This window comes from Streptomyces sp. NPDC002817 (genome assembly GCF_053592055.1).
In genome coordinates, this window is sequence record NZ_JBSFUY010000003.1 from 248,492 (window position 1) to 271,187 (window position 22,696).

General features: G+C 67.8%; 22 protein-coding genes and 1 tRNA gene. 11 read left to right on the plus strand and 12 right to left on the minus strand.

Features of this window, described 5'->3' with window-relative positions; translation table 11 throughout:
* The first annotated feature begins 27 nt into the window (after positions 1-27).
* The 9 genes from dnaA to ACWD3I_RS07175 all read left to right on the plus strand — a co-directional run bounded on the left by dnaA (position 28) and on the right by ACWD3I_RS07175 (position 12,791).
* Entirely contained in the window at positions 28-1,956 is a 1,929-nt protein-coding gene (gene dnaA / locus ACWD3I_RS07135; protein WP_365393444.1) for a chromosomal replication initiator protein DnaA, read from the plus strand.
* An 856-nt stretch (positions 1,957-2,812) separates the two neighbouring features.
* The gene (gene dnaN / locus ACWD3I_RS07140) at positions 2,813-3,943 is read left to right on the plus strand and encodes a DNA polymerase III subunit beta (RefSeq protein WP_067436160.1); all 1,131 of its coding nucleotides are present in this window, start codon (positions 2,813-2,815) and stop codon (positions 3,941-3,943) included.
* 133 nt (positions 3,944-4,076) lie between these two features.
* Entirely contained in the window at positions 4,077-4,952 is an 876-nt protein-coding gene (gene gnd / locus ACWD3I_RS07145; RefSeq protein WP_365393448.1) for a phosphogluconate dehydrogenase (NAD(+)-dependent, decarboxylating), read from the plus strand.
* Between the two features lie 72 nt (positions 4,953-5,024).
* Positions 5,025-6,146 carry a DNA replication/repair protein RecF gene (gene recF, locus ACWD3I_RS07150; protein WP_365393451.1) on the plus strand — a complete coding sequence of 374 codons (1,122 nt, stop codon included), beginning with the start codon at positions 5,025-5,027 and terminating at the stop codon, positions 6,144-6,146.
* Entirely contained in the window at positions 6,143-6,679 is a 537-nt protein-coding gene (locus ACWD3I_RS07155) for a DUF721 domain-containing protein (protein WP_266890070.1), read from the plus strand. The genes recF and ACWD3I_RS07155 overlap by 4 nt, the downstream gene beginning before the upstream one ends.
* A gap of 415 nt (positions 6,680-7,094) precedes the next feature.
* On the plus strand, positions 7,095-9,134 hold the full coding sequence (gyrB, locus tag ACWD3I_RS07160) for a DNA topoisomerase (ATP-hydrolyzing) subunit B (protein WP_365393454.1): 2,040 nt from the start codon (positions 7,095-7,097) through the stop codon (positions 9,132-9,134).
* 42 nt (positions 9,135-9,176) lie between these two features.
* A complete protein-coding gene (gyrA, locus tag ACWD3I_RS07165; RefSeq protein ID WP_365393457.1) occupies positions 9,177-11,771 on the plus strand; it encodes a DNA gyrase subunit A in 2,595 nt (864 codons plus the stop codon).
* Between the two features lie 18 nt (positions 11,772-11,789).
* Positions 11,790-12,590, plus strand: coding sequence for a DUF3566 domain-containing protein (locus ACWD3I_RS07170; RefSeq protein WP_365393459.1), 801 nt, complete (start codon positions 11,790-11,792; stop codon positions 12,588-12,590).
* A 124-nt stretch (positions 12,591-12,714) separates the two neighbouring features.
* Positions 12,715-12,791: transfer RNA gene (locus ACWD3I_RS07175), tRNA-Ile, on the plus strand.
* Between the two features lie 55 nt (positions 12,792-12,846).
* Here the strand turns inward: ACWD3I_RS07175 and ACWD3I_RS07180 are convergent.
* The 11 genes from ACWD3I_RS07180 to ACWD3I_RS07230 all read right to left on the minus strand — a co-directional run bounded on the left by ACWD3I_RS07180 (position 12,847) and on the right by ACWD3I_RS07230 (position 19,621).
* On the minus strand, positions 12,847-14,004 hold the full coding sequence (locus tag ACWD3I_RS07180) for a tyrosine-type recombinase/integrase (RefSeq protein WP_365393461.1): 1,158 nt from the start codon (positions 14,002-14,004) through the stop codon (positions 12,847-12,849).
* A complete protein-coding gene (locus ACWD3I_RS07185) occupies positions 14,004-14,198 on the minus strand; it encodes a helix-turn-helix domain-containing protein (RefSeq protein ID WP_365393463.1) in 195 nt (64 codons plus the stop codon). Before ACWD3I_RS07185 ends, ACWD3I_RS07180 begins: the two co-directional genes overlap by 1 nt.
* The gene (repSA, locus tag ACWD3I_RS07190; protein WP_365393465.1) at positions 14,195-15,589 is read right to left on the minus strand and encodes a replication initiator protein RepSA; all 1,395 of its coding nucleotides are present in this window, start codon (positions 15,587-15,589) and stop codon (positions 14,195-14,197) included. The genes ACWD3I_RS07185 and repSA overlap by 4 nt, the downstream gene beginning before the upstream one ends.
* A complete protein-coding gene (locus tag ACWD3I_RS07195; RefSeq protein ID WP_365393467.1) occupies positions 15,586-16,284 on the minus strand; it encodes a DNA cytosine methyltransferase in 699 nt (232 codons plus the stop codon). Before ACWD3I_RS07195 ends, repSA begins: the two co-directional genes overlap by 4 nt.
* 5 nt (positions 16,285-16,289) lie before the next feature.
* Positions 16,290-16,469: a hypothetical protein gene (locus ACWD3I_RS07200; RefSeq protein WP_365393469.1), complete on the minus strand. Its 180-nt coding sequence runs from the start codon at positions 16,467-16,469 to the stop codon at positions 16,290-16,292.
* 93 nt (positions 16,470-16,562) lie between these two features.
* On the minus strand, positions 16,563-16,844 hold the full coding sequence (locus tag ACWD3I_RS07205) for a hypothetical protein (protein WP_365393471.1): 282 nt from the start codon (positions 16,842-16,844) through the stop codon (positions 16,563-16,565).
* Positions 16,845-16,864: 20 nt separating this feature from the next.
* The gene (locus ACWD3I_RS07210; RefSeq protein WP_365393473.1) at positions 16,865-17,050 is read right to left on the minus strand and encodes a mobile element transfer protein; all 186 of its coding nucleotides are present in this window, start codon (positions 17,048-17,050) and stop codon (positions 16,865-16,867) included.
* Positions 17,051-17,068: 18 nt separating this feature from the next.
* Entirely contained in the window at positions 17,069-17,668 is a 600-nt protein-coding gene (locus tag ACWD3I_RS07215; protein ID WP_365393710.1) for a DUF2637 domain-containing protein, read from the minus strand.
* 32 nt (positions 17,669-17,700) lie between these two features.
* Positions 17,701-17,868: a hypothetical protein gene (locus ACWD3I_RS07220; RefSeq protein WP_365393475.1), complete on the minus strand. Its 168-nt coding sequence runs from the start codon at positions 17,866-17,868 to the stop codon at positions 17,701-17,703.
* 92 nt (positions 17,869-17,960) lie between these two features.
* Positions 17,961-19,292, minus strand: coding sequence for an FtsK/SpoIIIE domain-containing protein (locus ACWD3I_RS07225; protein WP_365393477.1), 1,332 nt, complete (start codon positions 19,290-19,292; stop codon positions 17,961-17,963).
* 2 nt (positions 19,293-19,294) lie between these two features.
* Positions 19,295-19,621 carry an SCO3933 family regulatory protein gene (locus ACWD3I_RS07230; RefSeq protein WP_365393479.1) on the minus strand — a complete coding sequence of 109 codons (327 nt, stop codon included), beginning with the start codon at positions 19,619-19,621 and terminating at the stop codon, positions 19,295-19,297.
* A gap of 191 nt (positions 19,622-19,812) precedes the next feature.
* On the opposite strand from ACWD3I_RS07230, the gene ACWD3I_RS07235 reads away from it, so the two are divergent.
* Positions 19,813-20,571 (plus strand): GntR family transcriptional regulator, encoded by a 759-nt coding sequence (locus tag ACWD3I_RS07235; protein WP_365393481.1) that lies wholly within the window; start codon positions 19,813-19,815, stop codon positions 20,569-20,571.
* Between the two features lie 4 nt (positions 20,572-20,575).
* Here ACWD3I_RS07235 and ACWD3I_RS07240 read toward each other — a convergent pair whose 3' ends face one another.
* Entirely contained in the window at positions 20,576-21,142 is a 567-nt protein-coding gene (locus ACWD3I_RS07240) for a nuclease-related domain-containing protein (protein WP_365393483.1), read from the minus strand.
* A 724-nt stretch (positions 21,143-21,866) separates the two neighbouring features.
* Between ACWD3I_RS07240 and ACWD3I_RS07245 the strand changes: the two genes are divergently transcribed.
* A complete protein-coding gene (locus ACWD3I_RS07245; protein WP_365393485.1) occupies positions 21,867-22,385 on the plus strand; it encodes a hypothetical protein in 519 nt (172 codons plus the stop codon).
* Positions 22,386-22,696: the final 311 nt, after the last annotated feature.

A 22,696-nucleotide genomic window follows, 5' to 3' on the forward strand; every position in this document is an offset into this window, starting at 1 on the left:
GTGGGACCCCGTGAGAGAGCGTGCCCTGTGGCTGACGTACCTGCCGATCTTGCCGCAGTGTGGCCACGAGTACTCGAGCAGCTCCTCGACGGGGGCCGTGGGCAGGGGGTCGAGACGAAGGACGAGCACTGGATCCGCCGCTGCCAGCCCCTCGCACTGGTCGCCGACACCGCCCTGCTCGCCGTACCGAACGAATTCGCGAAGGGCGTACTCGAAGGCCGCCTCGCGCCGATCGTCAGCGAGACGCTGAGCCGCGAGTGCGGCCGCCCGATCCGTATCGCGATCACCGTCGACGACTCCGCCGGCGAGCCCCCGGCCCCGCCGGCCGCCCGCCCGCAGCCACGCTACGAAGAGCCCGAGCCCCCCTCCAACCAGTACGACGGCCAGACCGACAGGCAGTACGAGGGCTACGGCCGCCACCGCGCCGACGACCGCCGGCCGGGCCGCGCCGAACAGAACGACCAGCTGCCCACCGCGCGTCCCGCCTACCCGAACGAGTACCAGCGACCCGAACCCGGCGCCTGGCCACGCCCGCAGCAGGACGAGTACAGCTGGCAGCAGCCGCGCCTCGGGTTCCCCGAGCGGGACCCGTACGCGACCCCGCCGTCGCAGGAGTCGTACTCCCAGGACTCGTACTCATCGCCGTCGCAGGACTACCGCCCGCAGCCGATGGACCGCCAGCCCTACGACGGCCAGCGCCCGGACTACGACCAGCAGCGGCCCCCCTACGACGACCAGCGGCCGGACTACGACCAGCAGCGCCGCTCCTCCGAGTACGACCAGCCGGGCCCGCGCCGCGACCATCCCGAGCCGCCCTCCGGCGGCGGGCACATGCACCGCGGCGGCCCGGCGGTGTCCGCGTCCAGCGGCGCCCCCAGCCCGCTGGCCGCGAAGCCCGCACCTGCGGCAGGCCCGGGTGAGCCGACGGCGCGCCTGAACCCGAAGTACCTCTTCGACACCTTCGTCATCGGCGCCTCCAACCGCTTCGCGCACGCCGCCGCGGTGGCCGTCGCCGAGGCGCCGGCGAAGGCGTACAACCCCCTCTTCATCTACGGGGAGTCCGGGCTCGGCAAGACGCACCTGCTGCATGCGATCGGGCACTACGCCCGCAGCCTCTATCCCGGCACGCGCGTGCGCTACGTGAGCTCGGAGGAGTTCACCAACGAGTTCATCAACTCCATCCGCGACGGCAAGGGCGACAGCTTCCGCAAGCGGTACCGCGAGATGGACATCCTGCTGGTCGACGACATCCAGTTCCTCGCGGACAAGGAGTCGACGCAGGAGGAGTTCTTCCACACGTTCAACACGCTCCACAACGCCAACAAGCAGATCGTGCTCTCCAGCGACCGGCCGCCCAAGCAGCTGGTGACACTGGAGGACCGGCTGCGGAACCGTTTCGAGTGGGGTCTGATCACCGACGTCCAGCCGCCGGAGCTGGAGACGCGTATCGCGATCCTCCGCAAGAAGGCGGTCCAGGAGCAGCTCAACGCCCCGCCGGAGGTCCTGGAGTTCATCGCCTCCCGCATCTCGCGCAACATCCGCGAGCTGGAGGGGGCGCTGATCCGGGTGACGGCGTTCGCGTCGCTCAACCGGCAGCCGGTGGACCTGGGCCTGACCGAGATCGTTCTCAAGGACCTCATCCCCGGCGGTGACGACGGGGCACCCGAGATCACCTCGACGGCCATCATGAGCGCGACCGCCGACTACTTCGGCCTCACCGTCGAGGACCTGTGCGGCACCTCACGCGGCCGCGCACTCGTGACCGCCCGCCAGATCGCCATGTACCTGTGCCGGGAGCTGACGGACCTCTCGCTGCCGAAGATCGGCGCGCTGTTCGGCGGCCGCGACCACACCACGGTCATGCACGCGGACCGCAAGATCCGCAATCTGATGGCCGAGCGGCGCTCCATCTACAACCAGGTCACGGAGCTCACGAACCGCATCAAGAACGGCTGACGGCCGCAGAGACACCCGCTGAGGGCGCCCCGGGACGAGTTCCCGAGGGCGCCCTTCTTCATGACGCCGTAGCCCGGTGTTCGAATAGCCGCCGCGTTACGGCCTCCCTCCACAGATTCGGTGACTTTTTCCCGTCCACACCCTGGGGACTGGGAAGTTGTCCAGACTGTGTCCACAGGTGCCCGTGTTGAAAGACCATCAGGGCAGGTCACCTGGTTGTGGATTCGTGGATGAAGGATCTCCACAGACTGTGGACAGAGAAAAGATCCACAGGCTGTGTACGAAGTTGTCCACCGGCAACCCACAGGCTGAGGCGCGTTGTCCCCAGCGATCACCAGTTTCTCCACACCGCTGTCCACTGTTCGGCAACGCGACGCGGCTGCTCACCGGGTCGAGTGAAAGGCGTCACACGAAGGTGCCGGGTTGGCCTGTGGGAAACGTGGGTAAAGCTGGGGACGGCGTTGGGGAGAAGTCGCCTCAGGCTGTGCACGGAGTGTGCAGAACTTTCCGTTCTCCACAGATGAGGCCAGTTGTCCACCGCCTCCGCCCACAGGGCCAGTGGACAAAATTTCCGGTGTGACCTGCGCAAACGCAGTTATCCACCGTTTCCACAGCCCCTACTACTACTCCCAACTAGAGAGAGCTGGGAATCCGTTTCGAAGCGGGCCCTGTGCACAACTCGCTGTCCGGCTCCCGGCTGCCCCTCGTCACGACTTGACCCCGAGAGGCACCTACTGTCAGTGGGGTGCGTCAGACTGTTCCCCGGTGTCCTTCCCCTCACCGGGGCTGACGACACCGAGTCAGACGACGAGGGCCAGGCAGAGCGAAGCGCCGGCAACAGCAGGAGGCGGCAACAGTGAAGATCCGGGTGGAACGCGACGTACTCGCGGAGGCAGTTGCCTGGGCGGCACGCAGCCTCCCGGCCCGTCCGCCGGCGCCTGTCCTCGCCGGCCTTCTGCTGAAGGCCGAGGAAGGCCAGCTGAGCCTGTCCAGCTTCGACTACGAGGTCTCGGCGCGGGTGTCCGTGGAGGCCGAGGTCGAGGAGGAGGGCACGGTCCTGGTGTCCGGTCGGCTCCTCGCCGACATCTGCCGCGCGCTCCCCAACCGACCGGTGGAGATTTCCACAGACGGTGTACGGGCGACCGTGGTCTGCGGCTCCTCGCGATTCACACTCCACACCCTGCCTGTGGAGGAGTACCCGGCGCTGCCGCAGATGCCGACCGCGACCGGCACCGTCCCGGGTGAGGTCTTCGCCTCCGCCGCCGCGCAGGTCGCCATCGCCGCCGGCCGCGACGACACGCTGCCCGTCCTGACCGGTGTGCGCATCGAGATCGAGGGCGACACCGTCACGCTGGCCTCCACCGACCGCTACCGCTTCGCGGTCCGTGAGTTCCTGTGGAAGCCGGAGAACCCGGAGGCGTCCGCGGTGGCCCTGGTGCCCGCCAAGACGCTCCTGGACACCGCCAAGGCGCTCACGAGCGGCGACAGCGTCACCCTGGCGCTCTCCGGCTCGGGTGCGGGCGAGGGCCTGATCGGCTTCGAGGGCGCCGGTCGTCGTACGACGACCCGCCTCCTGGAGGGCGACCTCCCGAAGTACCGCTCGCTGTTCCCGACGGAGTTCAACTCCATCGCCGTGATCGAGACCGCCCCCTTCGTGGAGGCCGTCAAGCGTGTTGCCCTGGTCGCCGAGCGGAACACCCCGGTGCGACTCAGCTTCGAGCAGGGCGTGCTCATCCTGGAGGCAGGTTCCAGCGACGACGCACAGGCTGTGGAGAGGGTCGACGCCCAGCTGGAGGGCGACGACGTGTCGATCGCCTTCAACCCGACGTTCCTGCTGGACGGCCTGAGCGCCATCGACTCCCCGGTCGCCCAGCTCTCCTTCACGACGTCCACGAAGCCCGCGCTGCTCAGTGGCAAGCCGGCGCTGGACGCCGAGGCGGACGAGGCCTACAAGTACCTGATCATGCCGGTGCGCCTCAGCGGCTGACCCTTCAGAGAACCCGCAGGTCGGGGCATACGTTTGAGCGGGTATGCCCACAGGTGTGCGTGAGCGTCCGGGTTTAGGCTCGGACGTGGGTACGAAGGTGCCTCACACGCCACAGCAACCTAAGGAACAACTGATGGAGCTCGGTCTCGTCGGCCTCGGCAAGATGGGCGGCAACATGCGCGAGCGGATCCGCCGCGCAGGCCACACCGTCATCGGATACGACCGCAACCCGGACCTCGCCGATGTCCACAGCCTGGAAGAGCTTGTGGGCAGGCTCAAGGGCCCGCGCGTGGTCTGGGTGATGGTCCCGGCCGGTGCCGCGACCCAGTCGACGGTCGACGAGCTGGCCGAGCTCCTGGAGCCCGGTGACGTCGTGGTGGACGGCGGCAACTCCCGCTGGACGGACGACGAGAAGCACGCCGAGGAGCTCGCGGCCAAGGGCATCGGCTTCGTCGACTGCGGTGTCTCCGGCGGTGTGTGGGGCCTGGAGAACGGCTATGCGCTGATGTACGGCGGCGACGCCGAGAACATCGCCAAGGTGCAGCCGGTCTTCGACGCGCTCAAGCCCGAGGGCGACTTCGGTGCCGTGCACGCCGGCAGGGTGGGCGCGGGCCACTTCTCGAAGATGGTCCACAACGGCATCGAGTACGCGATGATGCAGGCCTATGCCGAGGGCTGGGAGCTCCTGGAGAAGGTCGACTCCGTGACGGACGTCCGGGAGGTCTTCCGCTCCTGGCAGGAGGGCACCGTCATCCGCTCCTGGCTGCTGGACCTCGCGGTCAACGCCCTCGACGAGGACGAGCACCTGGACAAGCTGCGCGGTTATGCACAGGACTCCGGCGAGGGCCGGTGGACCGTGGAGGCCGCCATCGACAACGCGGTACCGCTTCCGGCGATCACCGCGTCCCTGTTCGCGCGGTTCGCGTCCCGTCAGGACGACTCGCCGCAGATGAAGATGATCGCGGCGCTGCGCAACCAGTTCGGCGGCCACGCGGTCGAGAAGAAGTAATCCACAGGGCTGCGCCGCGATCCACAGGACGCAAGGCGCAGTCCACAAGCTGGGGGAGGTCGGCGCCCGACCATGCACGTCACGCATCTGTCGCTGGCCGACTTCCGCTCGTACGCCCGGGTCGAAGTGCCACTTGACCCGGGCGTCACCGCCTTCGTCGGCCCCAACGGACAGGGCAAGACGAACCTGGTCGAGGCCGTCGGCTATCTCGCCACCCTCGGCAGCCACCGCGTCTCCTCCGACGCCCCCCTGGTCCGCATGGGCGCCGACCGCGCGGTGATCCGGGCACAGGTCAAGCAGGGCGAGCGGCAGCAGCTGGTCGAGCTGGAGCTGAACCCGGGCAAATCCAACCGCGCCCGTATCAACAGGTCCTCGCAGGTCAGGCCGCGTGACGTGCTCGGCATCGTGCGGACCGTGCTGTTCGCGCCGGAGGACCTCGCGCTGGTCAAGGGCGACCCCGGTGAGCGGCGCCGCTTCCTCGACGAGCTGATCACCGCGCGCTCGCCGCGCATGGCCGGCGTGCGCTCCGACTACGAGCGGGTCCTCAAGCAGCGCAACACCCTGCTGAAGTCCGCGGCGCTCGCCCGACGGCACGGCGGCCGCTCCATGGACCTGTCCACCCTCGACGTGTGGGACCAGCATCTCGCGCGTGTGGGCGCCGAGTTGCTCGCCCAGCGGCTCGACCTGATCGCTGCGATCCAGCCGCTGTCCGACAAGGCGTACGAGCAGCTGGCCCCCGGCGGCGGCCCGATCGCCCTGGAGTACAAGCCGTCCGCGCCGGGCGAGGCGCACACCCGCGAGGACCTCTACGCGCAGCTGATGGCGGCGCTCGCGGACGCCCGCAAGCAGGAGATCGAGCGGGGCGTCACCCTCGTAGGACCTCATCGAGACGATCTGCTTCTCAAACTCGGCCAGTTGCCCGCCAAGGGATACGCCTCGCACGGCGAATCCTGGTCGTACGCGCTGGCGTTGCGCCTCGCGTCGTACGACCTGCTCCGCGCGGAGGGCAATGAGCCGGTGCTGATCCTCGACGACGTCTTCGCCGAGTTGGACACCCGGCGCCGGGAGCGGCTGGCGGAGCTGGTGGCGCCCGGTGAGCAGGTGCTGGTGACGGCCGCGGTCGACGACGACGTACCGCATCTGCTGGTGGGGGCGCGGTACTCGGTGTCCGAAGGGGTGGTGGAGCGCGTATGAGCAGCCCTCAGGAACCCGCTCCCGAGAAGAGCCCCGAGCCCTCCGGTGTCGACCTCGCGCGCGTGGCGCTCAGGGCGGCCAAAGAGCAGGCGCGCGCGCGTGGGGACGCGGCGCAGCAGAAGAAGCAGGCGCGGCGGGGTGGTCTGCGCTCCGGCGCGCGCGCCGACGGGCGCGACCCGATGGCGCTGGGCTCCGCGATCAACCGGCTCATCAGTGAGCGCGGCTGGGAGGCCCCGGCGGCGGTGGGCGGGGTGATGGGGCGCTGGCCGGAGATCGTCGGCGAGGACGTGGCCAAGCACTGCGAGCCGGAGCGGTACGACGAGGACGAGCGGGTCCTGATCGTGCGCTGTGACTCCACTGCCTGGGCGACCAATCTGCGGCTGCTCGCGCCGACGCTGGTGGCCCGGCTCAACGAGGATCTCGGGCACGGGGCCGTGCGGGTCATCAAGGTGCAGGGGCCCGCGGGGCCCCCGCGGCGCTATGGCCCCTTGCGCGCCCCGGGCAGCACCGGCCCTGGTGACACCTACGGGTGACCGGCAAACCTGTGGGTGACAGACATCACATCCAAGGCCGTCGACGGCTGCGAAGGACCGTCGGCGGCCTTCGTGTCGCAGGACCCCACGCGGTTGCGAACACCGACGTGACTCCCAAGTAGCCAAGGGTTGACAGCCCGAAGCGCTGAGTGCCTCCGTGAGCCTCTTGGAGCCCTCCTCCGTATATGGGGACCCGGAGGAGGAGGATTTAGGGCGGCACATGCGGACTCAGGTACCGGCAAACCCCCATCACTGTCGGCGCTACCGGTAGACTGGAAGCTAATCCCGCCCCACTCGTGGGGACCGCCGGGACAAGCTGAGCAACGCTGAACAAGGCTTACCAACGCAACATGCCGCAGCCGCTCCGGCAAACCGCCGACGAGCCTGGCTCGTGCTGTGCCAGAAAGGGCGCTTCGTGGCCGATTCCGGCAACCCCAACGAGAACATCCCGTCCACCGGCGTCGGAGCGAACGGCGAGGTCACCGCCTCGTACGACGCCAGCGCCATCACCGTCCTCGAGGGTCTGGACGCGGTTCGCAAGCGACCCGGTATGTACATCGGCTCGACCGGCGAGCGCGGCCTGCACCACCTTGTGCAGGAGGTCGTCGACAACTCGGTCGACGAGGCGCTGGCCGGTCACGCGGACACCATCGACGTCACGATCCTCGCCGACGGCGCCGTGCGCGTGATCGACAACGGCCGTGGCATCCCGGTGGGCATCCACCCCGTCGAGAAGAAGCCGGCCGTCGAGGTCGTGCTCACCGTGCTGCACGCGGGCGGCAAGTTCGGCGGCGGCGGCTACGCCGTCTCCGGTGGTCTGCACGGCGTCGGCGTCTCCGTCGTGAACGCCCTCTCGTTCAAGCTGGCCGTGGAGATCAGGACCGACGGCTACCGCTGGACGCAGGAGTACAAGGCGGGCGCGCCCACCGCTCCGCTGGAGCGGCACGAGGCCACCGACGAGACCGGGACCTCGGTCACGTTCTGGGCCGACCCCGACATCTTCGAGACCACCGTGTACTCCTTCGAGACGCTCTCGCGGCGCTTCCAGGAGATGGCCTTCCTCAACAAGGGCCTGACCATCAATCTCACGGACGAGCGTGAGTCGGCGAAGGCCACCGCCGGTGCGGACGAGGCGGGCGAGGACGAGAAGCACGAGGTCAAGACCGTCTCGTACCACTACGAGGGCGGCATCGTCGACTTCGTGAAGTACCTCAACTCCCGCAAGGGAGAGGCGGTCCACCCCTCCATCATCGACCTCGAGGCCGAGGACAAGGAGCGCAACCTCTCGCTCGAGGTCGCGATGCAGTGGAACGGCGGCTACACCGAGGGTGTGTACTCGTTCGCCAACATCATCCACACGCATGAGGGCGGTACGCACGAAGAGGGCTTCCGCGCGGCGCTCACGAACCTGATCAACAAGTACGCGCGCGACAAGAAGTTCCTTCGGGAGAAGGACGACAACCTCACGGGTGACGACATCCGCGAGGGTCTGACCGCGATCATCTCGATCAAGCTGAGCGAGCCGCAGTTCGAGGGCCAGACGAAGACCAAGCTGGGCAACACGGAGGCGAAGACCTTCGTGCAGAAGGCCGTCTACGAGCACCTCAACGACTGGCTGGACCGCAACCCGGTCGAGGCCGCGGACATCATCCGCAAGGGCATCCAGGCGGCCACCGCGCGCGTGGCGGCCCGCAAGGCCCGTGACCTGACGCGTCGCAAGGGCCTGCTGGAGTCGGCGTCGCTGCCGGGCAAGCTCTCGGACTGCCAGTCGAACGACCCGACCAAGTGCGAGATCTTCATCGTCGAGGGTGACTCCGCCGGCGGCTCGGCCAAGTCCGGCCGGAACCCGCAGTACCAGGCGATCCTCCCGATCCGAGGCAAGATCCTCAACGTCGAGAAGGCGCGGATCGACAAGATCCTGCAGAACCAGGAGATCCAGGCGCTGATCTCGGCCTTCGGCACGGGTGTGCACGAGGACTTCGACATCGAGAAGCTCCGCTATCACAAGATCATCCTGATGGCGGACGCCGACGTCGACGGACAGCACATCAGCACCCTGCTGCTGACCTTCCTGTTCCGCTTCATGAGGCCGCTGGTCGAGGCCGGCCACGTGTACCTCTCCCGTCCCCCGCTGTACAAGATCAAGTGGGGCCGGGACGACATCGAGTACGCGTACTCGGACCGCGAGCGCGACGCGCTGATCGAGATGGGGCGCCAGCGCGGCAAGCGCGTGCGCGAGGACTCGATCCAGCGCTTCAAGGGTCTCGGCGAGATGAACGCCGAGGAACTGCGCGTGACGACCATGGACCAGGAGCACCGCGTCCTCGGCCAGGTCACCCTCGACGACGCCGCCCAGGCCGACGACCTGTTCTCGGTCCTGATGGGCGAGGACGTCGAGGCCCGCCGCGCGTTCATCCAGCGCAACGCCAAGGACGTCCGCTTCCTCGACATCTGAGTCGGTCTCAGCTGACCGCACCAGGAAGGATCTTCACCAGCAATGGCCGACGAGAACACTCCTGTCACCCCTGAAGAGGGCGGCATCATCGCCCAGCGTGTCGAGCCCGTCGGGCTCGAGACGGAGATGCAGCGCTCGTATCTCGACTACGCGATGTCCGTCATCGTCTCCCGCGCGCTCCCGGACGTCCGGGACGGCCTCAAGCCCGTCCACCGCCGCGTCCTGTACGCCATGTACGACGGCGGCTACCGACCCGAGCGCGGCTTCTACAAGTGCGCCCGTGTCGTCGGCGACGTCATGGGCAACTACCACCCGCACGGCGACTCCTCGATCTACGACGCGCTGGTCCGCCTCGCGCAGCCGTGGTCGATGCGGATGCCGCTGGTGGACTCCAACGGCAACTTCGGCTCTCCCGGTAATGACCCGGCCGCCGCCATGCGGTACACCGAGTGCAAGATGATGCCGCTGTCCATGGAGATGGTCCGCGACATCGACGAGGAGACCGTCGACTTCACGGACAACTACGACGGCCGCTCCCAGGAGCCGACCGTCCTGCCCGCCCGCTTCCCGAACCTGCTGATCAACGGCTCGGCAGGCATCGCGGTCGGTATGGCGACCAACATCCCGCCGCACAACCTGCGTGAGGTGGCTTCCGGCGCCCAGTGGTACCTGGAGAACCCGGAGGCCTCGCACGAGGAGCTCCTGGACGCGCTGATGGAGCGCATCAAGGGCCCCGACTTCCCGACCGGCGCGCTCGTCGTGGGCCGCAAGGGCATCGAGGAGGCGTACCGCACGGGCCGTGGCTCGATCACCATGCGCGCGGTCGTCGAGGTCGAGGAGATCCAGAACCGCCAGTGCCTGGTGGTCACGGAGCTGCCGTACCAGACCAACCCCGACAACCTCGCGCAGAAGATCGCCGACCTGGTGAAGGACGGCAAGGTCGGCGGTATCGCGGACGTCCGGGACGAGACCAGCTCCCGTACCGGTCAGCGTCTGGTCATCGTGCTCAAGAGGGACGCGGTCGCCAAGGTCGTACTCAACAACCTCTACAAGCACACGGACCTGCAGTCGAACTTCAGCGCCAACATGCTGGCGCTGGTCGACGGCGTTCCGCGCACGCTGTCGCTGGACGCGTTCATCCGCCACTGGGTGACGCACCAGATCGAGGTCATCGTCCGCCGGACGAAGTTCCGGCTGCGCAAGGCCGAGGAGCGGGCGCACATCCTGCGTGGTCTGCTGAAGGCCCTGGACGCCATCGACGAGGTCATCGCGCTGATCCGGCGCAGCGACACCGTCGACATCGCGCGCACGGGCCTGATGGACCTCCTGGAGATCGACGAGATCCAGGCCAACGCCATTCTCGAGATGCAGCTGCGCCGACTGGCCGCCCTGGAACGCCAGAAGATCATTCAGGAGCACGACGAACTCCAGGCGAAGATCACGGAGTACAACGCGATCCTGGCCTCGCCGGTTCGCCAGCGCGGCATCGTCAGCGAGGAACTCGCGGTCATCGTCGAGAAGTTCGGCGACGACCGCAAGACGATGCTGGTCCCCTACGACGGTGACATGTCCATCGAGGACCTGATCGCCGAGGAGGACATCGTCGTCACGGTCACGCGCGGCGGCTACGTCAAGCGCACCAAGACCGACGACTACCGCGCCCAGAAGCGCGGCGGCAAGGGCGTGCGCGGCACGAAGCTCAAGGAAGACGACATCGTCGACCACTTCTTCGTCTCCACGACCCACCACTGGCTGCTGTTCTTCACGAACAAGGGCCGGGTCTACCGAGCGAAGGCGTACGAGCTTCCCGACGCCGGACGTGACGCGCGTGGACAGCACGTCGCGAACCTGCTGGCCTTCCAGCCGGACGAGGCGATCGCCGAGATCCTCGCGATCCGCACCTACGAGGTGGCGCCGTACCTGGTGCTGGCCACGAAGGGCGGCTTGGTCAAGAAGACGGCTCTGAAGGATTACGATTCGCCGCGTTCCGGTGGTGTCATCGCGATCAACCTGCGGGAGACGGACGACGGTTCGGACGACGAACTGATCGGAGCCGAGCTTGTTTCGGCCGAGGACGATCTGCTTCTGATCAGCAAGAAGGCCCAATCGATCAGGTTCACTGCCACTGATGACGCCTTGCGACCTATGGGCCGTGCGACCTCGGGTGTCAAGGGCATGAGTTTCCGCGGGGGAGACGAGCTGCTCTCGATGAATGTTGTTCGACCCGGTACGTTCGTGTTCACTGCCACAGACGGCGGGTACGCGAAGCGGACCGCCGTCGACGAATACCGCGTCCAGGGTCGCGGCGGCCTCGGCATCAAGGCCGCCAAGATCGTGGAGGACCGTGGTTCTCTCGTCGGCGCGCTGGTGGTCGAGGAGACCGACGAGATCCTCGCCATCACGCTGGGCGGCGGTGTGATTCGTACGCGAGTCAACGAGGTCAGGGAGACGGGCCGTGACACCATGGGCGTCCAACTGATCAACCTGGGCAAGCGCGATGCCGTCGTCGGTATCGCACGTAACGCCGAGGCGGGACGCGAGGCGGAGGAGGTCGAGGGCATTGACGCCGTCGACGAGACCGCCGAGGGTGCCGCGACCACCGGCACGGACGAGGGTGAGGCGCCCTCGGCCGAGTAGCACGAGGAGTGAGTCAGCGTGAGCGGAGCCACGGGCGCCGGATCGTCCGGTACCTCTACCGGTTCTCAGGCCGGTACGGACACGGACGGCGGCGGCCGTGGCTCCGCCGCGCAGGCGACAGATTCGCACACGACCCAGCTCAAAGCGATCAAGTCGCCCGCGAAGGACTCACCCTCGCCCGACTCGCATGGATCCCAGGGGGGAACTGTGACGGACACCCGAGGCCCGCAGACCCAGCAGTACGCGGCCGGCGCGGGCTCGGCTGCTCCGGGCGCACAGCCGCAGCAGCAGCCTTCGGCCGAGCAGCCGGCTCCGTCCCCGCTGCCGGGAGAGCGCGGGCCCCAGCAGGCCGCCGGGCCGTACCACCCGCCGCAGGCCTACCCGGCGCAGGCCGCCGTCTCCGCGGGCGCCGTACGCCGCCCGCGCACCGGCGCGCGCACCACGCCGCGCACCCGAAAGGCGCGGCTGCGGGTGGCCAAGGCCGACCCGTGGTCGGTGATGAAGGTCAGCTTCCTGCTCTCCATCGCGCTCGGCATCTGCACGATCGTGGCGGCCGCGGTGCTGTGGATGGTCATGGACGCGATGGGCGTCTTCTCGACCGTCGGCGGCACGATCTCCGAGGCGACCGGCTCCAACGAGTCGAACGGCTTCGACCTGCAGTCCTTCCTGTCGCTGCCGAACGTCCTGATGTTCACGACGATCATCGCGGTCATCGACGTCGTCCTCGCGACGGCTCTCGCGACCCTCGGCGCGTTCATCTACAACCTGTCCGCGGGCTTCGTCGGCGGTGTCGAGCTGACGCTCGCCGAGGACGAGTGACATTAACTCCGATCGCCGTTTCAAACCCCTCCTGAGGGACCGCGGACAACCGATTTTGGGACTGCCCATGTCGTGCGCTAATCTTCAGGAGTCAGCGCGCGGGACACACACCGCAGAGCGCGGCGGGGCTATAGCTCAGTTGGTTAGAGCGCATCCCTGATAAGGATGAGGCCACAGGTTCAAATCCTGTTAGCCCCACCAGCACAAAGACCCCCAGGCGATCACGCTTGGGGGTCTTTGACATCCACGGCTGACATCAACCAATGAGTGGATCTTCCAGCAGCTCGGCGAGCATCGCGGTTGCCTCGCGCTGGTCGGAGCCGACCACGTGCGTATAGACGTCCATGGTCATGCTGATCTGGCTATGCCGGAGGATCGTCTGAGCGACCTTGGGATGCACCTTCAGGAAGGCGAGCAGGGTCCCGCAGGTGTGCCGTGCGAGCCGGACCGTGATCCGACGCACACCGGCCCGCTTCACGAGAGCGTTGAAGGCTCGGGAGAAGCCCACCGGGTCGGTCAGCCCGCCGCGCTCCGACGAGAAGATCACGTCATGATCCGGCGCCTGCTCCCAGGAGTCCCTGACGATCTGCCGCTCTAGATCTTGCAGTTCCCGGCGCTCTTCCAGGGCGCGGGCGCAGAACTCCGGAAGCGGCAGCACGGCCGTCGAAGAATCGGTCTTGAGGTCCTTAAGGATCAGCCCCACGCCCTTCTCCCGCTGCACCTGCTTGGTCGGGGTGAACTGTCGGTTCTCGAAGTCGATGTCTTGCCAGCGCAGGCCCAGCACCTCACTCCGGCGGAGACCGAGGACGAGGATCAGGACGCAGGCCGCGTAGAAGCGGTGAGCGCGGGCGGTCCGCAGGAAGCTGATCGCCTCGCGGGCACTCCAGGCCCGTCCCTTGTCCTTGCTGACCTTGGGCATGTCGACCAGCAGCGCGACGTTGCGCGTCAGCAGTTCCTCGCGGATGGCGCGGTTCAGGGCGTTCCGGAGGGTCCGCAGCACCTCGAAGCGGGTAGCCGCGGGAACCTTCTCGCGAGTCAACGCGGCCATGCACGTACGGATCTGCGCCGGCGAGAGCTTCACCATGGGCTTCTTGCCGAGGTGAGGCACGAGGTAGAGCCGTACCTTCGACTCGTACTTGACGTACGTGTTGTGCTCGCGATCCGGCTTCACGATGTGCTCAAGCCAGTAAGCCAGCCACTCCCCGAGGCTCCAGGACCGGGACGGCACCGGGATGCCGTTGCGCTCCTGGTCTTGAAGCTTGCCCAGCTTCTCAGCGGCTTCGTCCCAGGTCGCCCCGTAGACGTACTTCCGGACGCGATTGCCGTCCGTGTCGGTGACGTACGCGGCTCCCTGGTAGCGGCCGTCAGCCCGCTTGGTGATCGTTCCGCCGCCGTTGGGGCGCCTCTTAGCCATCAGGCAGCCCTCTCGATCTGTCCTCGTATGAAGTCCGCGACCGCATCGGCCGGTATGCGGCGGCAGCCGTCGACCTTGATCGAGACCAGGCGGTGTGTGCGGATCAGGTCGTAGACCTTGGTCCGGCCGACCTTGAGCCGTGCCATGACCTCCGGGACCTTCAGCAACTCGGGGGGAGCGGTGACGGTGGTCATGCGGCGGCTCCTTCCTGATCGAGCACGGTGGGTAGTTCTTCGCGGGCGGTTTCGCGGTTGCGTTGGATGTCGCGGTGGATGTTGGCGGCGAGCCAGGATTCGCCGGGGGTGTAGCCGTGGCCGGCGTAGGTCCAGTGGGCGAGGGTGAGCGTGGTTGCCTCCGCGTCGTCGTCGGGGTCGGGCAGGCCGAGGGCTTGGCGTTGCTGCTGTGCGCGGTAGTCGGCGCGGACCTGGCGGAGGGCGCCGAGGGTGGTGGAGTAGCGGCGGGACTTGGTGGAGAAGTGGCCGCGGAAGCCGAGCATGTGGGCCCAGTCGCGCAGCTTGCGGTCCGGGTAGAGCGCGTGCAGGTCGAGGCACGCTTCGATCAGCCGGCGGGGATGGTCCGGGACGCCGAGCAGGACCAGGGCTTCCTTGTTGCCTATGCGGCGGTCGACGGTGCCGGTGGTCTCGGCGGCTTTGGTGGCGTACTTGGCGACGTAGGAGGCAACGGCAGCTTCAGTGATCTCTTCGCCGTGGCCGAAGGCGCCGATCGGCTGCACGTCGAGCTGAGTGCCCCAGCGCAGCGTGCGGGCCGGCTCATCCCCGGCTGGCGGCACGGCGACTGCGACGCGAGCGGCGGCGGCATGGACCGCGTCGGTGAGCAGGTCGAGGGTGGCCCATGCCGGGGGCGGATCGTCGGGCCCGTGGGGTCCGTCGAAGCGGATCACCGCATGGAAGTGCACAGCTCCGCGCTTCTGGTACTCAGCGACTTTCCCGAAGGCGACCTTCGACTGTTCCCGAGCGTCCTTCTGCGTGAGTCCGGCACGTCGGGCAATCTCGCGGCGGAGGTAGATCGTGAAGTAGCGCCACAGTTCGGAGGCGTGGTTGTTCCACAGCACCGCGCCCGCGTAGTCGTACGAGGCGGGATCGAGCGGGGTGCCGAGTTCGGGTGCGTCCTCGCTGTGGCGGACCCCGCAGCGGCAGGGCCGGTTCCCGGGTCGGTTGTGGACCGGGCCGAAGGAGGGCGCGGTGAGGGTGGCGAAGACCCGCGGGTGGTCCCGGATCGTGGGCGGGGTGCCCTTGTCCGGGTCGCCGACGAGGCCGGCGCGGATGAGGTGGTAGGTGTCGCCGGCGTAGGTCCAGGCGCAGGCCGGGCAGCGCGAGGCACGGCGGTTGCCACAGGCGATGCGGAGGATGCCGCCCGGCTCGTGCTCGGTCGTGTAGGTGTGCAGCACGGTTCGGGTCGCAGGGTCGATCGTCTTCGTGGCGCCCATGAGGCGGATCGGGTCGGAGCATCCGCCGGTGCGCTTGATCTGGTCTTGCCAGCGGTCGAAGTCAGGCTTGCCGGCCACCCTCAGCACGTCGGTGAGGGTGGCCGGGTCTAGCCCCGCCGCCATGGCGGTGTCCGTCACGCGAACACCTCCTGCCGGGCGGTCAGGAAGGCGGTACCGATCCACGTCGTGAAGGCAGGCGGGATCGCCTCGGTCAGTTCCTCGCGGACGTCGGTCCACGTGATGCCCATCGCGGCTTGCATCTCGGGCACGGTGGCCTTGCCGCCGCCATCCCCGTACGCGGCCACGTAGGGACCCTCGCGGTAGACGCCGTGGCGGTGACCGCGCACGTAGCCCCGATGCCGAGGGTGGGCCGGCCGAGCGGTGGCCCAGCGGCCTAACTCGAAGTTGCGGTGACGCAGCACCCCGAGGCCGAACATCTCCCCGCACAGCGACAGGTCTTTGCGGATCTCCGCCTGGCCGTTGGGCTGTTCCATCACGTACGGCAGCCCGGAAGCGTCGAGCAGCACACGGGTGGGCGCCACGAGGTCTTCGTGCTCGCCGCCCCAGCCCTGAGAGGAGTTGGTGCCCACGGTCAGCGCGCACTTGTCCTGGCAGGGCGGGGAGGCGTGCACGAGGGCGTACCGCTCGATGTCGCCGGTGGTGATCAGGCGGGCCAGGTAGTCGAGGGCATCACCCCGGTAGTAGGCGAAGGGGTAGTTGGGGCGGTCGGCGATGTCGCAGCCGTCGACCGCGTACCCGGCAAGGTGGTAGCCCCAACTGGCACCGCCAGCGCAGGAGAACAGGTCGAGGACCCGAGGGCGGGTATCGAGCACGCCGGTCACCTCCCGGCCCGCACGAGGGCGGCACGGGGGGTGTGGCCGGTGCCCTGGCAGACGTGGCAGACGACGCGGAGCAGGGTGCGGGAGCCGTCGTTGTGGCGGTCGCTGATGGCGATCGAGACGACGGGGAAGCCGTCGCAGTTATGGCAGACCGGACGGTTCAGCAGACGGACAGGCATGATGAGTGAAGCCCTTTCGGATCGGAAGATCGGGAAGAGGTGGAGCCGTCCGGGGCGGCGGATACTTGGCGGTAGAGGCCGCCCCGGAGGGCGCTATTTGTGCTTGCTGCGGCGGTTGATCGTGTAGCTGATGCCGCCCGTGGCGGAGAGGACCGCGACGGCCGCACCGGCGACGATGTGAGCGACGAACGCGATCACCAGCAGCACGGCGACGGTTCCGGCGGTGGCGACCAGGGTGAGGACGATCGGACCCGTGTAGTTGCGCGGGGCTTCCTGGACGATCACGACCTTGCGTATGTCGGTGCCGTTGGGGATCTGCCGGTAGAGGTCGGCAGGGATGTGCCCGGCGCGGAACTGTTCGTCGGGCAGTCGCATGGGATCTCTCCTTTGACCGGTCAGGCGGAGCAGCGGTGGGTACGGGCGGCGAGTTCGGCGGCCGAACGGTCCTTGTGTTCGGTGGAGAACCCGCACTTGGGGGCCGTGCATGCGGCCGTGTGCTTGGTCTGGCCCCGGCCGTTGTTGAACGTGCCGACCTGGACGGGGCCGAGGCGGATCACGTCGTAGAAGCGGTTCGGGCGCATGGTGAACCTCCTTGTCGGTTAGGCGAGTTGGGCGACGATCGCGCCGGCGAGGTCTTCCGGGACGCCGAGGCGGACGCGCAGGGTGGCGGTGTCGATGTCGCTTCCGGTCCGCGTGCGGTGTTCGGTGGCGACCTTGCGCGCATGGTCGACCAGGGCCGGCGGTACAACCGGGGTAGGCGCTTCGGGCAGTGCCGGAGCCGGTTCCGGCGCGGTGATCTCCGGTGCCGGGTCGGGAGTTTTGGTCGACTCGACGACCGGTGCGGGTACCGGGATGTTGGGTTGGTGGGCGAGGAGAGTTCCGCCGAGGAAGGCCAGGGCGGGCCAGCCGGCGACGACGATGCGCAGCCAGGCCGGGACGTCGTCGAGGTCGAAGATTCCTGCCGTGGCGATGTTGGCGCCGAGCGAGGCCACCAAGGCGATCACGAACCAGAACCAGGCCGCTGCGGACTGGTCGGCCCGCAGCCGATGGAGCACGCAGACCAGAAGCAGATCGACAGAGACGGGGTAGGCCCAGGCCTTCCAACCGGTCTGTCCGGCGGCGTGGGCCAGGTCTTGCAGGTGGGCGAAGGACAGGGCACCGGCGATCAGGGCCAGGACGAGAACGGCGGCTCGGACCATGCGGGACACAGCTCTTCACCTCCCTTCGGAGATCAGTCGTCGGTGGGGATCTCGCAGGCGCCGAGGCAGGCGAGGCAGATACCGGTCTGCTTGCCGACCGCCCGGCGCTTGCGTCCGACGAGGACGGTGCGGGATACCTCACCGGTGCCGTGGCAGGTCGGGCAGGGCTTGGTCCGGGGCTTGGTGGTCTTGCGGGCCATGGGCGATGTCCTTCCGGTTTTCGGCATGGCTCGGGTAGGGACTTGGCGCGAGGCGGCCGCGCCGACCGTGGAACAGGGGATTCGCGCCGGGGCTACGGCCGCACGAGCGGCGGCTTGGCGGGCATCGGCGGCAGGGCGATCCGGCCGACCGGACGGAACGGTGCCAGGAACGGCAACTCCGGGGTGAGGTCGGCGAATTGGCGGCACACGGCAGCCGCCTGATCGGGCGTGACCTCGGGGGTGCGGATGCGGGACCAGTAGCCGGAGGCGTCACCGGCCACCGCGACACCGGGCCGATCCGCGCGGATGCCGGTCACGGAGACCACCGCGTCCGGGGCGATGTCGCCGAGGCCCATTTCGGCGGTCTGCTTGTCGTTGACGCGGTGCACCACCCGGCCGGTGAGCTGAGCGCGCAGGGCGGTTGCGCCCTTGCCCAGGTCGGAGCCGAAGCGCTGCCCGCAGACCTCCAGGTAGATGCCGACCGCGCGGGCCATCTGCCCGAGCCGGACCAGTTGCATGACCATGTGATCGCGGTCCGGTTCGTCCTTCCTGGACATCACCAGGAACAGTTCCGCCACCTCGTCGATCAGCACGACCAGCGGCACCGGGCGCAGTTCTTCCGGCAGCTCCCACAGATCGGACACCCCGTACAGGGCGAGCAGGTCGAAGCGCTCTTCCATCTCCGTCACCAGCGCGTCGACCAGGCGGCCGGCGGACTCGCGGTCGGTCGCCAGGGCCGACAGGCGCGGCGCGTAGCGGGACTGCTCGACACCGCGCTTGCAGTCGATGCCGACCAAGCCCACCGGCAGCTTCGCCAGTCCCTTGATCAGGTTGCGCTGATACATCGACTTGCCGGACTGGTTGGCGCCCAGCGTGAGGGCGTGCGGGATCTTGCGGTAGTCCCGCTCGAAGACCGTGCCGTCCTCCCGCAGCGCCACCGGCACGATCAGGTCGTGGGATATGGCCTTGCGCGGCATCTGCACCCGGTTGAGCACGTCATAGCCGGTCATCCGCATCTCGACGTACCCGGGCTTGGTCTCCGCCACCATCACCGAGTGCACCCCGAAGGCATGCCGGAGACGCTCGGTCGACGCGGCGATGTCGGCCGGTTCGAGGCCGGCGGGGAGCCGCAGGGTGATCCGCAGGCCGGTCGAGGTCGGGCGAACCCGGCGGACCTTCGGCGGCACCGGACGGACCTCGCTGCGGGCGATGTTGCGCTTGACGAAGGCGCGGAAGCCGGACGGCTGCACCGTCAGCCCGCACACCTCCATCGTGTCCCGGTAGGACCAGGTGAACCGCCCCCAGGTGACCGGCAGACCCACCAGCGACCAGTACAGGCGCGGAGCACGGGACTTGGCGTAGCCGAGCCCGCCCGCGCCGGCCGCTAGGCCGCCGATCTCCAGCCAACTCCCGATGTCGGTCATGGTCAGGCACCCGCCGTGACCGCGACCGCGCGGAACGAGATCCCGTGCCGCTTCTGGCCGTTGAACTCGTTCTCCCAGTCACGGGCCACCAGCCCGATCACCCGCACCGGCGTACCCGGCACCAGGCCCTCGGGGATACCCGTCTCGGGCACGGTGACCTGGTAGAGGTTGCCCTCCCCCTCGTCCGAGACCAGCAGGCCCATCGAAGACAGGGCCGCGCCGGTCTGCGAGTCCATGGCCCGCTCCCCCGTCTTCTTGCTGATGAGCTTCGGCTCCGGTGCCGTCGCCACGAACACCACGGCGGTCGACAGATCGATCTTGAAGCGCATGAGTGCATCCCTCAGCTCTTGGAAGCCGCCCGTTGGCGACCTCTCTAGACATCTTCAAGTAGAGCGCACGTCTCTAGAGACGTCAAGGAAATCTGTATAGAGATGTTGAGGGAGCGGGAATGCGGCTACACGACAGGGCGGGCCCTGCACCCATGGCCTAGGCTGTCTAGAGAAGAGAGGAGGGCTCCCGAATGACCACCACCGACGACGACCGTCGGCCGAAGTACCAGCGGATCGCGGACTCTCTACGCGAGGCGATCCAGTCGGGCGAGTACGGTCCCGGTGATCGGCTTCCGGGAGAGAACGACCTGATGGCCGCGCATGGCGTGGCCCGGATGACGGCCCGTCAAGCCCTGAGCGTGCTCAAGGACGAGGGCGTTGCCGAGTCCCGCAAGGGCGCCGGCGTGTTCGTCCGGTCTTTCCGCCCCTTGAGGCGCCGAGGCATCCAGCGACTTTCGCAAGAGCAGTGGGGCAGCGGTCGGTCCATCTGGTCTGCCGACATCGAGGACCGCACGCTCGTGGTGGACCAGGTGACGGTGTCGGAAGAGGCCGCGCCTGACCAGATCAGGCAGGTGTTGGGCTTGGCGGACGAGGAGACCGTTTGCGTACGACGCCGGCGGTTCGTCCTGGACGGGAAGCCCGTTCTTCTCGCGACGAGCTATCTCCCCACCTCGGTGGTCGCCGGTTCAGCGATCACCCAAGAGGACACGGGCCCCGGCGGAACGTACGCGCGTCTGGCCGAACTCGGCTACAAGCCAGTGCACTTCCGCGAAGAGATCCGCTCCCGCATGCCCACGAAGCACGAGGCGGCACAGTTGAGCATCTCAGCCGGCACCCCGGTCATCCTGGTCTGCCGAACGGCTTTCGCCGACGAGGGGCGCCCCGTCGAGATCAACGAAATGACGCTCGATGCCGCCTCCTACATCCTGGAGTACGACTTCGACGCGTAGGCGACTACGCCCACGTGGCGGGATCCCGGGCCACTTCGTAGATGCGGGCAACCTGGTCGGACGAGAGCAGGGGAGTCAGGCCGGAAAGCACTCGGTCCAACTCGTTGACCGCGAGTACGAGCACGGGTGGCGCAGCGCCCTTCACCTTCAGCGACGCGGCATGCACCACCGAGATGACGGGACGAACGGCGACGGTCATGCCGCACTTGCGGGACAGGACGGCAGAGGTACGCCGGGCCTCGTGCTGGCTGATCGGTATGTGACGCGTCGGTGTCCGGTTCACCGTGATCGCGGAGTCTCCGTACCAAACGGCCTTGCCCCTGTGTCGCTTCGAGTTGATGGTGAAGACGCCCGCGGGGCCGATGGCAAGGTGGTCAATGTCTGCGCCGCTCGCCCACTGCACCGCATGAAGGGTGAACCAGCCGTGATGACGGAGTCTGCGGAGTCGACGCCCCGTCACTTGTTCGCCGACGAGCCCGTTCGCCCAACTGTGGATCTCAGAGCTGCGTGACCAACGGCCCAGCATGCGGCGCAATGGGTTCGGTTCCAGCTCGATGATCTTGCGTCTCACCGCGTCACCCGGTCTATTGGCCGCTAAGTCTCCGATCCCAGGCTGCACCATGCCCCTCCCGGATGAGCCGACTCACTCAGATCACCACGGAGACACGACCGACACCAGATCCGTACCGGCCACGCAGTTGTTACAGGTTTCTCTACCTCATCAAGCCCCGGCTGCGCTTCGCTCCGCCGGGCGCGCTTCCCGGCTCTGGCTGCGCCCGCGCTCCTGCCTTCGGCCCGCTCGGCGCTGCCGCCGCCGACGCGCGCCCACATGTGGATAGGGCCGGTGGCCATGAGTCGATCACCGTATAGAGCGGCCCACGGTCAAGACGATGCCTCCGGCGGGGGATCGGCCGGCACCGGGATGGAGGGGGCGCCGTTCCCGACTGCGGGTCCGTAGTGGCGTGCGCGGGGAGCTCCCATCCCGACCACCATCGACCCAGGCAGAGCCGAGCAGACGCGGCCCATGGCGTCCAGGTCGTTCGTACAGTGGCGCGCTCCACCTGGACGCCATGAACCACGCCCGCTCCACGGTGTGTGGGTCGACGGCGGACGGGATGGGAGCTGGGGTGAGTTGTGGGTTGAGGCATGGAGGATCTGTCACCGTCGAGGAATGTTGCACTTGGCCAGGTCACGACTGCGACCATTGAGGAGTGACTTCAACTCCCCTATGGGTACCGCTAGTAGTCGCTGGTGTCGGCGTCGTAGCGACGCTGGTCGCAGGGACCGTTGGCGCTTTGATCACGCAGCGCTGGTCAGACCGTCGCGAAACAGTCGCCTGGGAGCGTGAGCGACAGCGCGAGCGCGAAAACTGGGCTCGTGAGGACGAGGCCCGTACGTTCGAGCACCGCAGACAGGCGTACGTGGAGTTCTACGAAGCGGTAAAAGCCCTGGCCAGGACCGCTTACAACCATTGCTACGGCTTCACAGAAGAGCCTGAGCTCGAAGAGGGCTGGCAGTCCGATGCTTTCGCCAAGCTCGCGCAGTTGCAGTTCTACGCCGATCGGGCCGTGGCCGCTGCTGCTTCCGCTGCCTACGGCGCCGCCTGGTCGTGGGGTCAGTTCGGTGTACACGATGCTCCCGACGACCCGAGCTTCTACGAACGGCAGGAGAAGTTCGACGAGGCTGAACTTGAGATGCTCCTCCTGATGCGAGAGAGCCTGTCGATTCCCGAAGCTGACCTCACACTTCCACCTCCTGGCTACAGCTACCACGGGGACCGAGGCGGAGACGAAGGACCAGGCGACGAGAGCTAGGGATCGGAAGGTGCCCGTGCCCCTGCCGTGCCCGTTCGACCAGTAACTGACAGGGAACCACGGTGATTGACGGACAGCGCAGGTGAGAGCGGCCCCCGACCGATCTACCTGGTCAGGGGCCGGGATTTGAACCCACGGTGACATCGCTGCCACGACGGTTTTCAAGATCGACCATGGGTTTGACTCACCCATTGAGACTCCATCGATCACGTGGGCCAGCCTGCTGTGGTCGGTTTCACGTGAAACACGAATCGAAGGTATCTGCTCGTTTCACGTGAAACATCAAAGGTGAAGTGGCCCCTGTGAGTTGC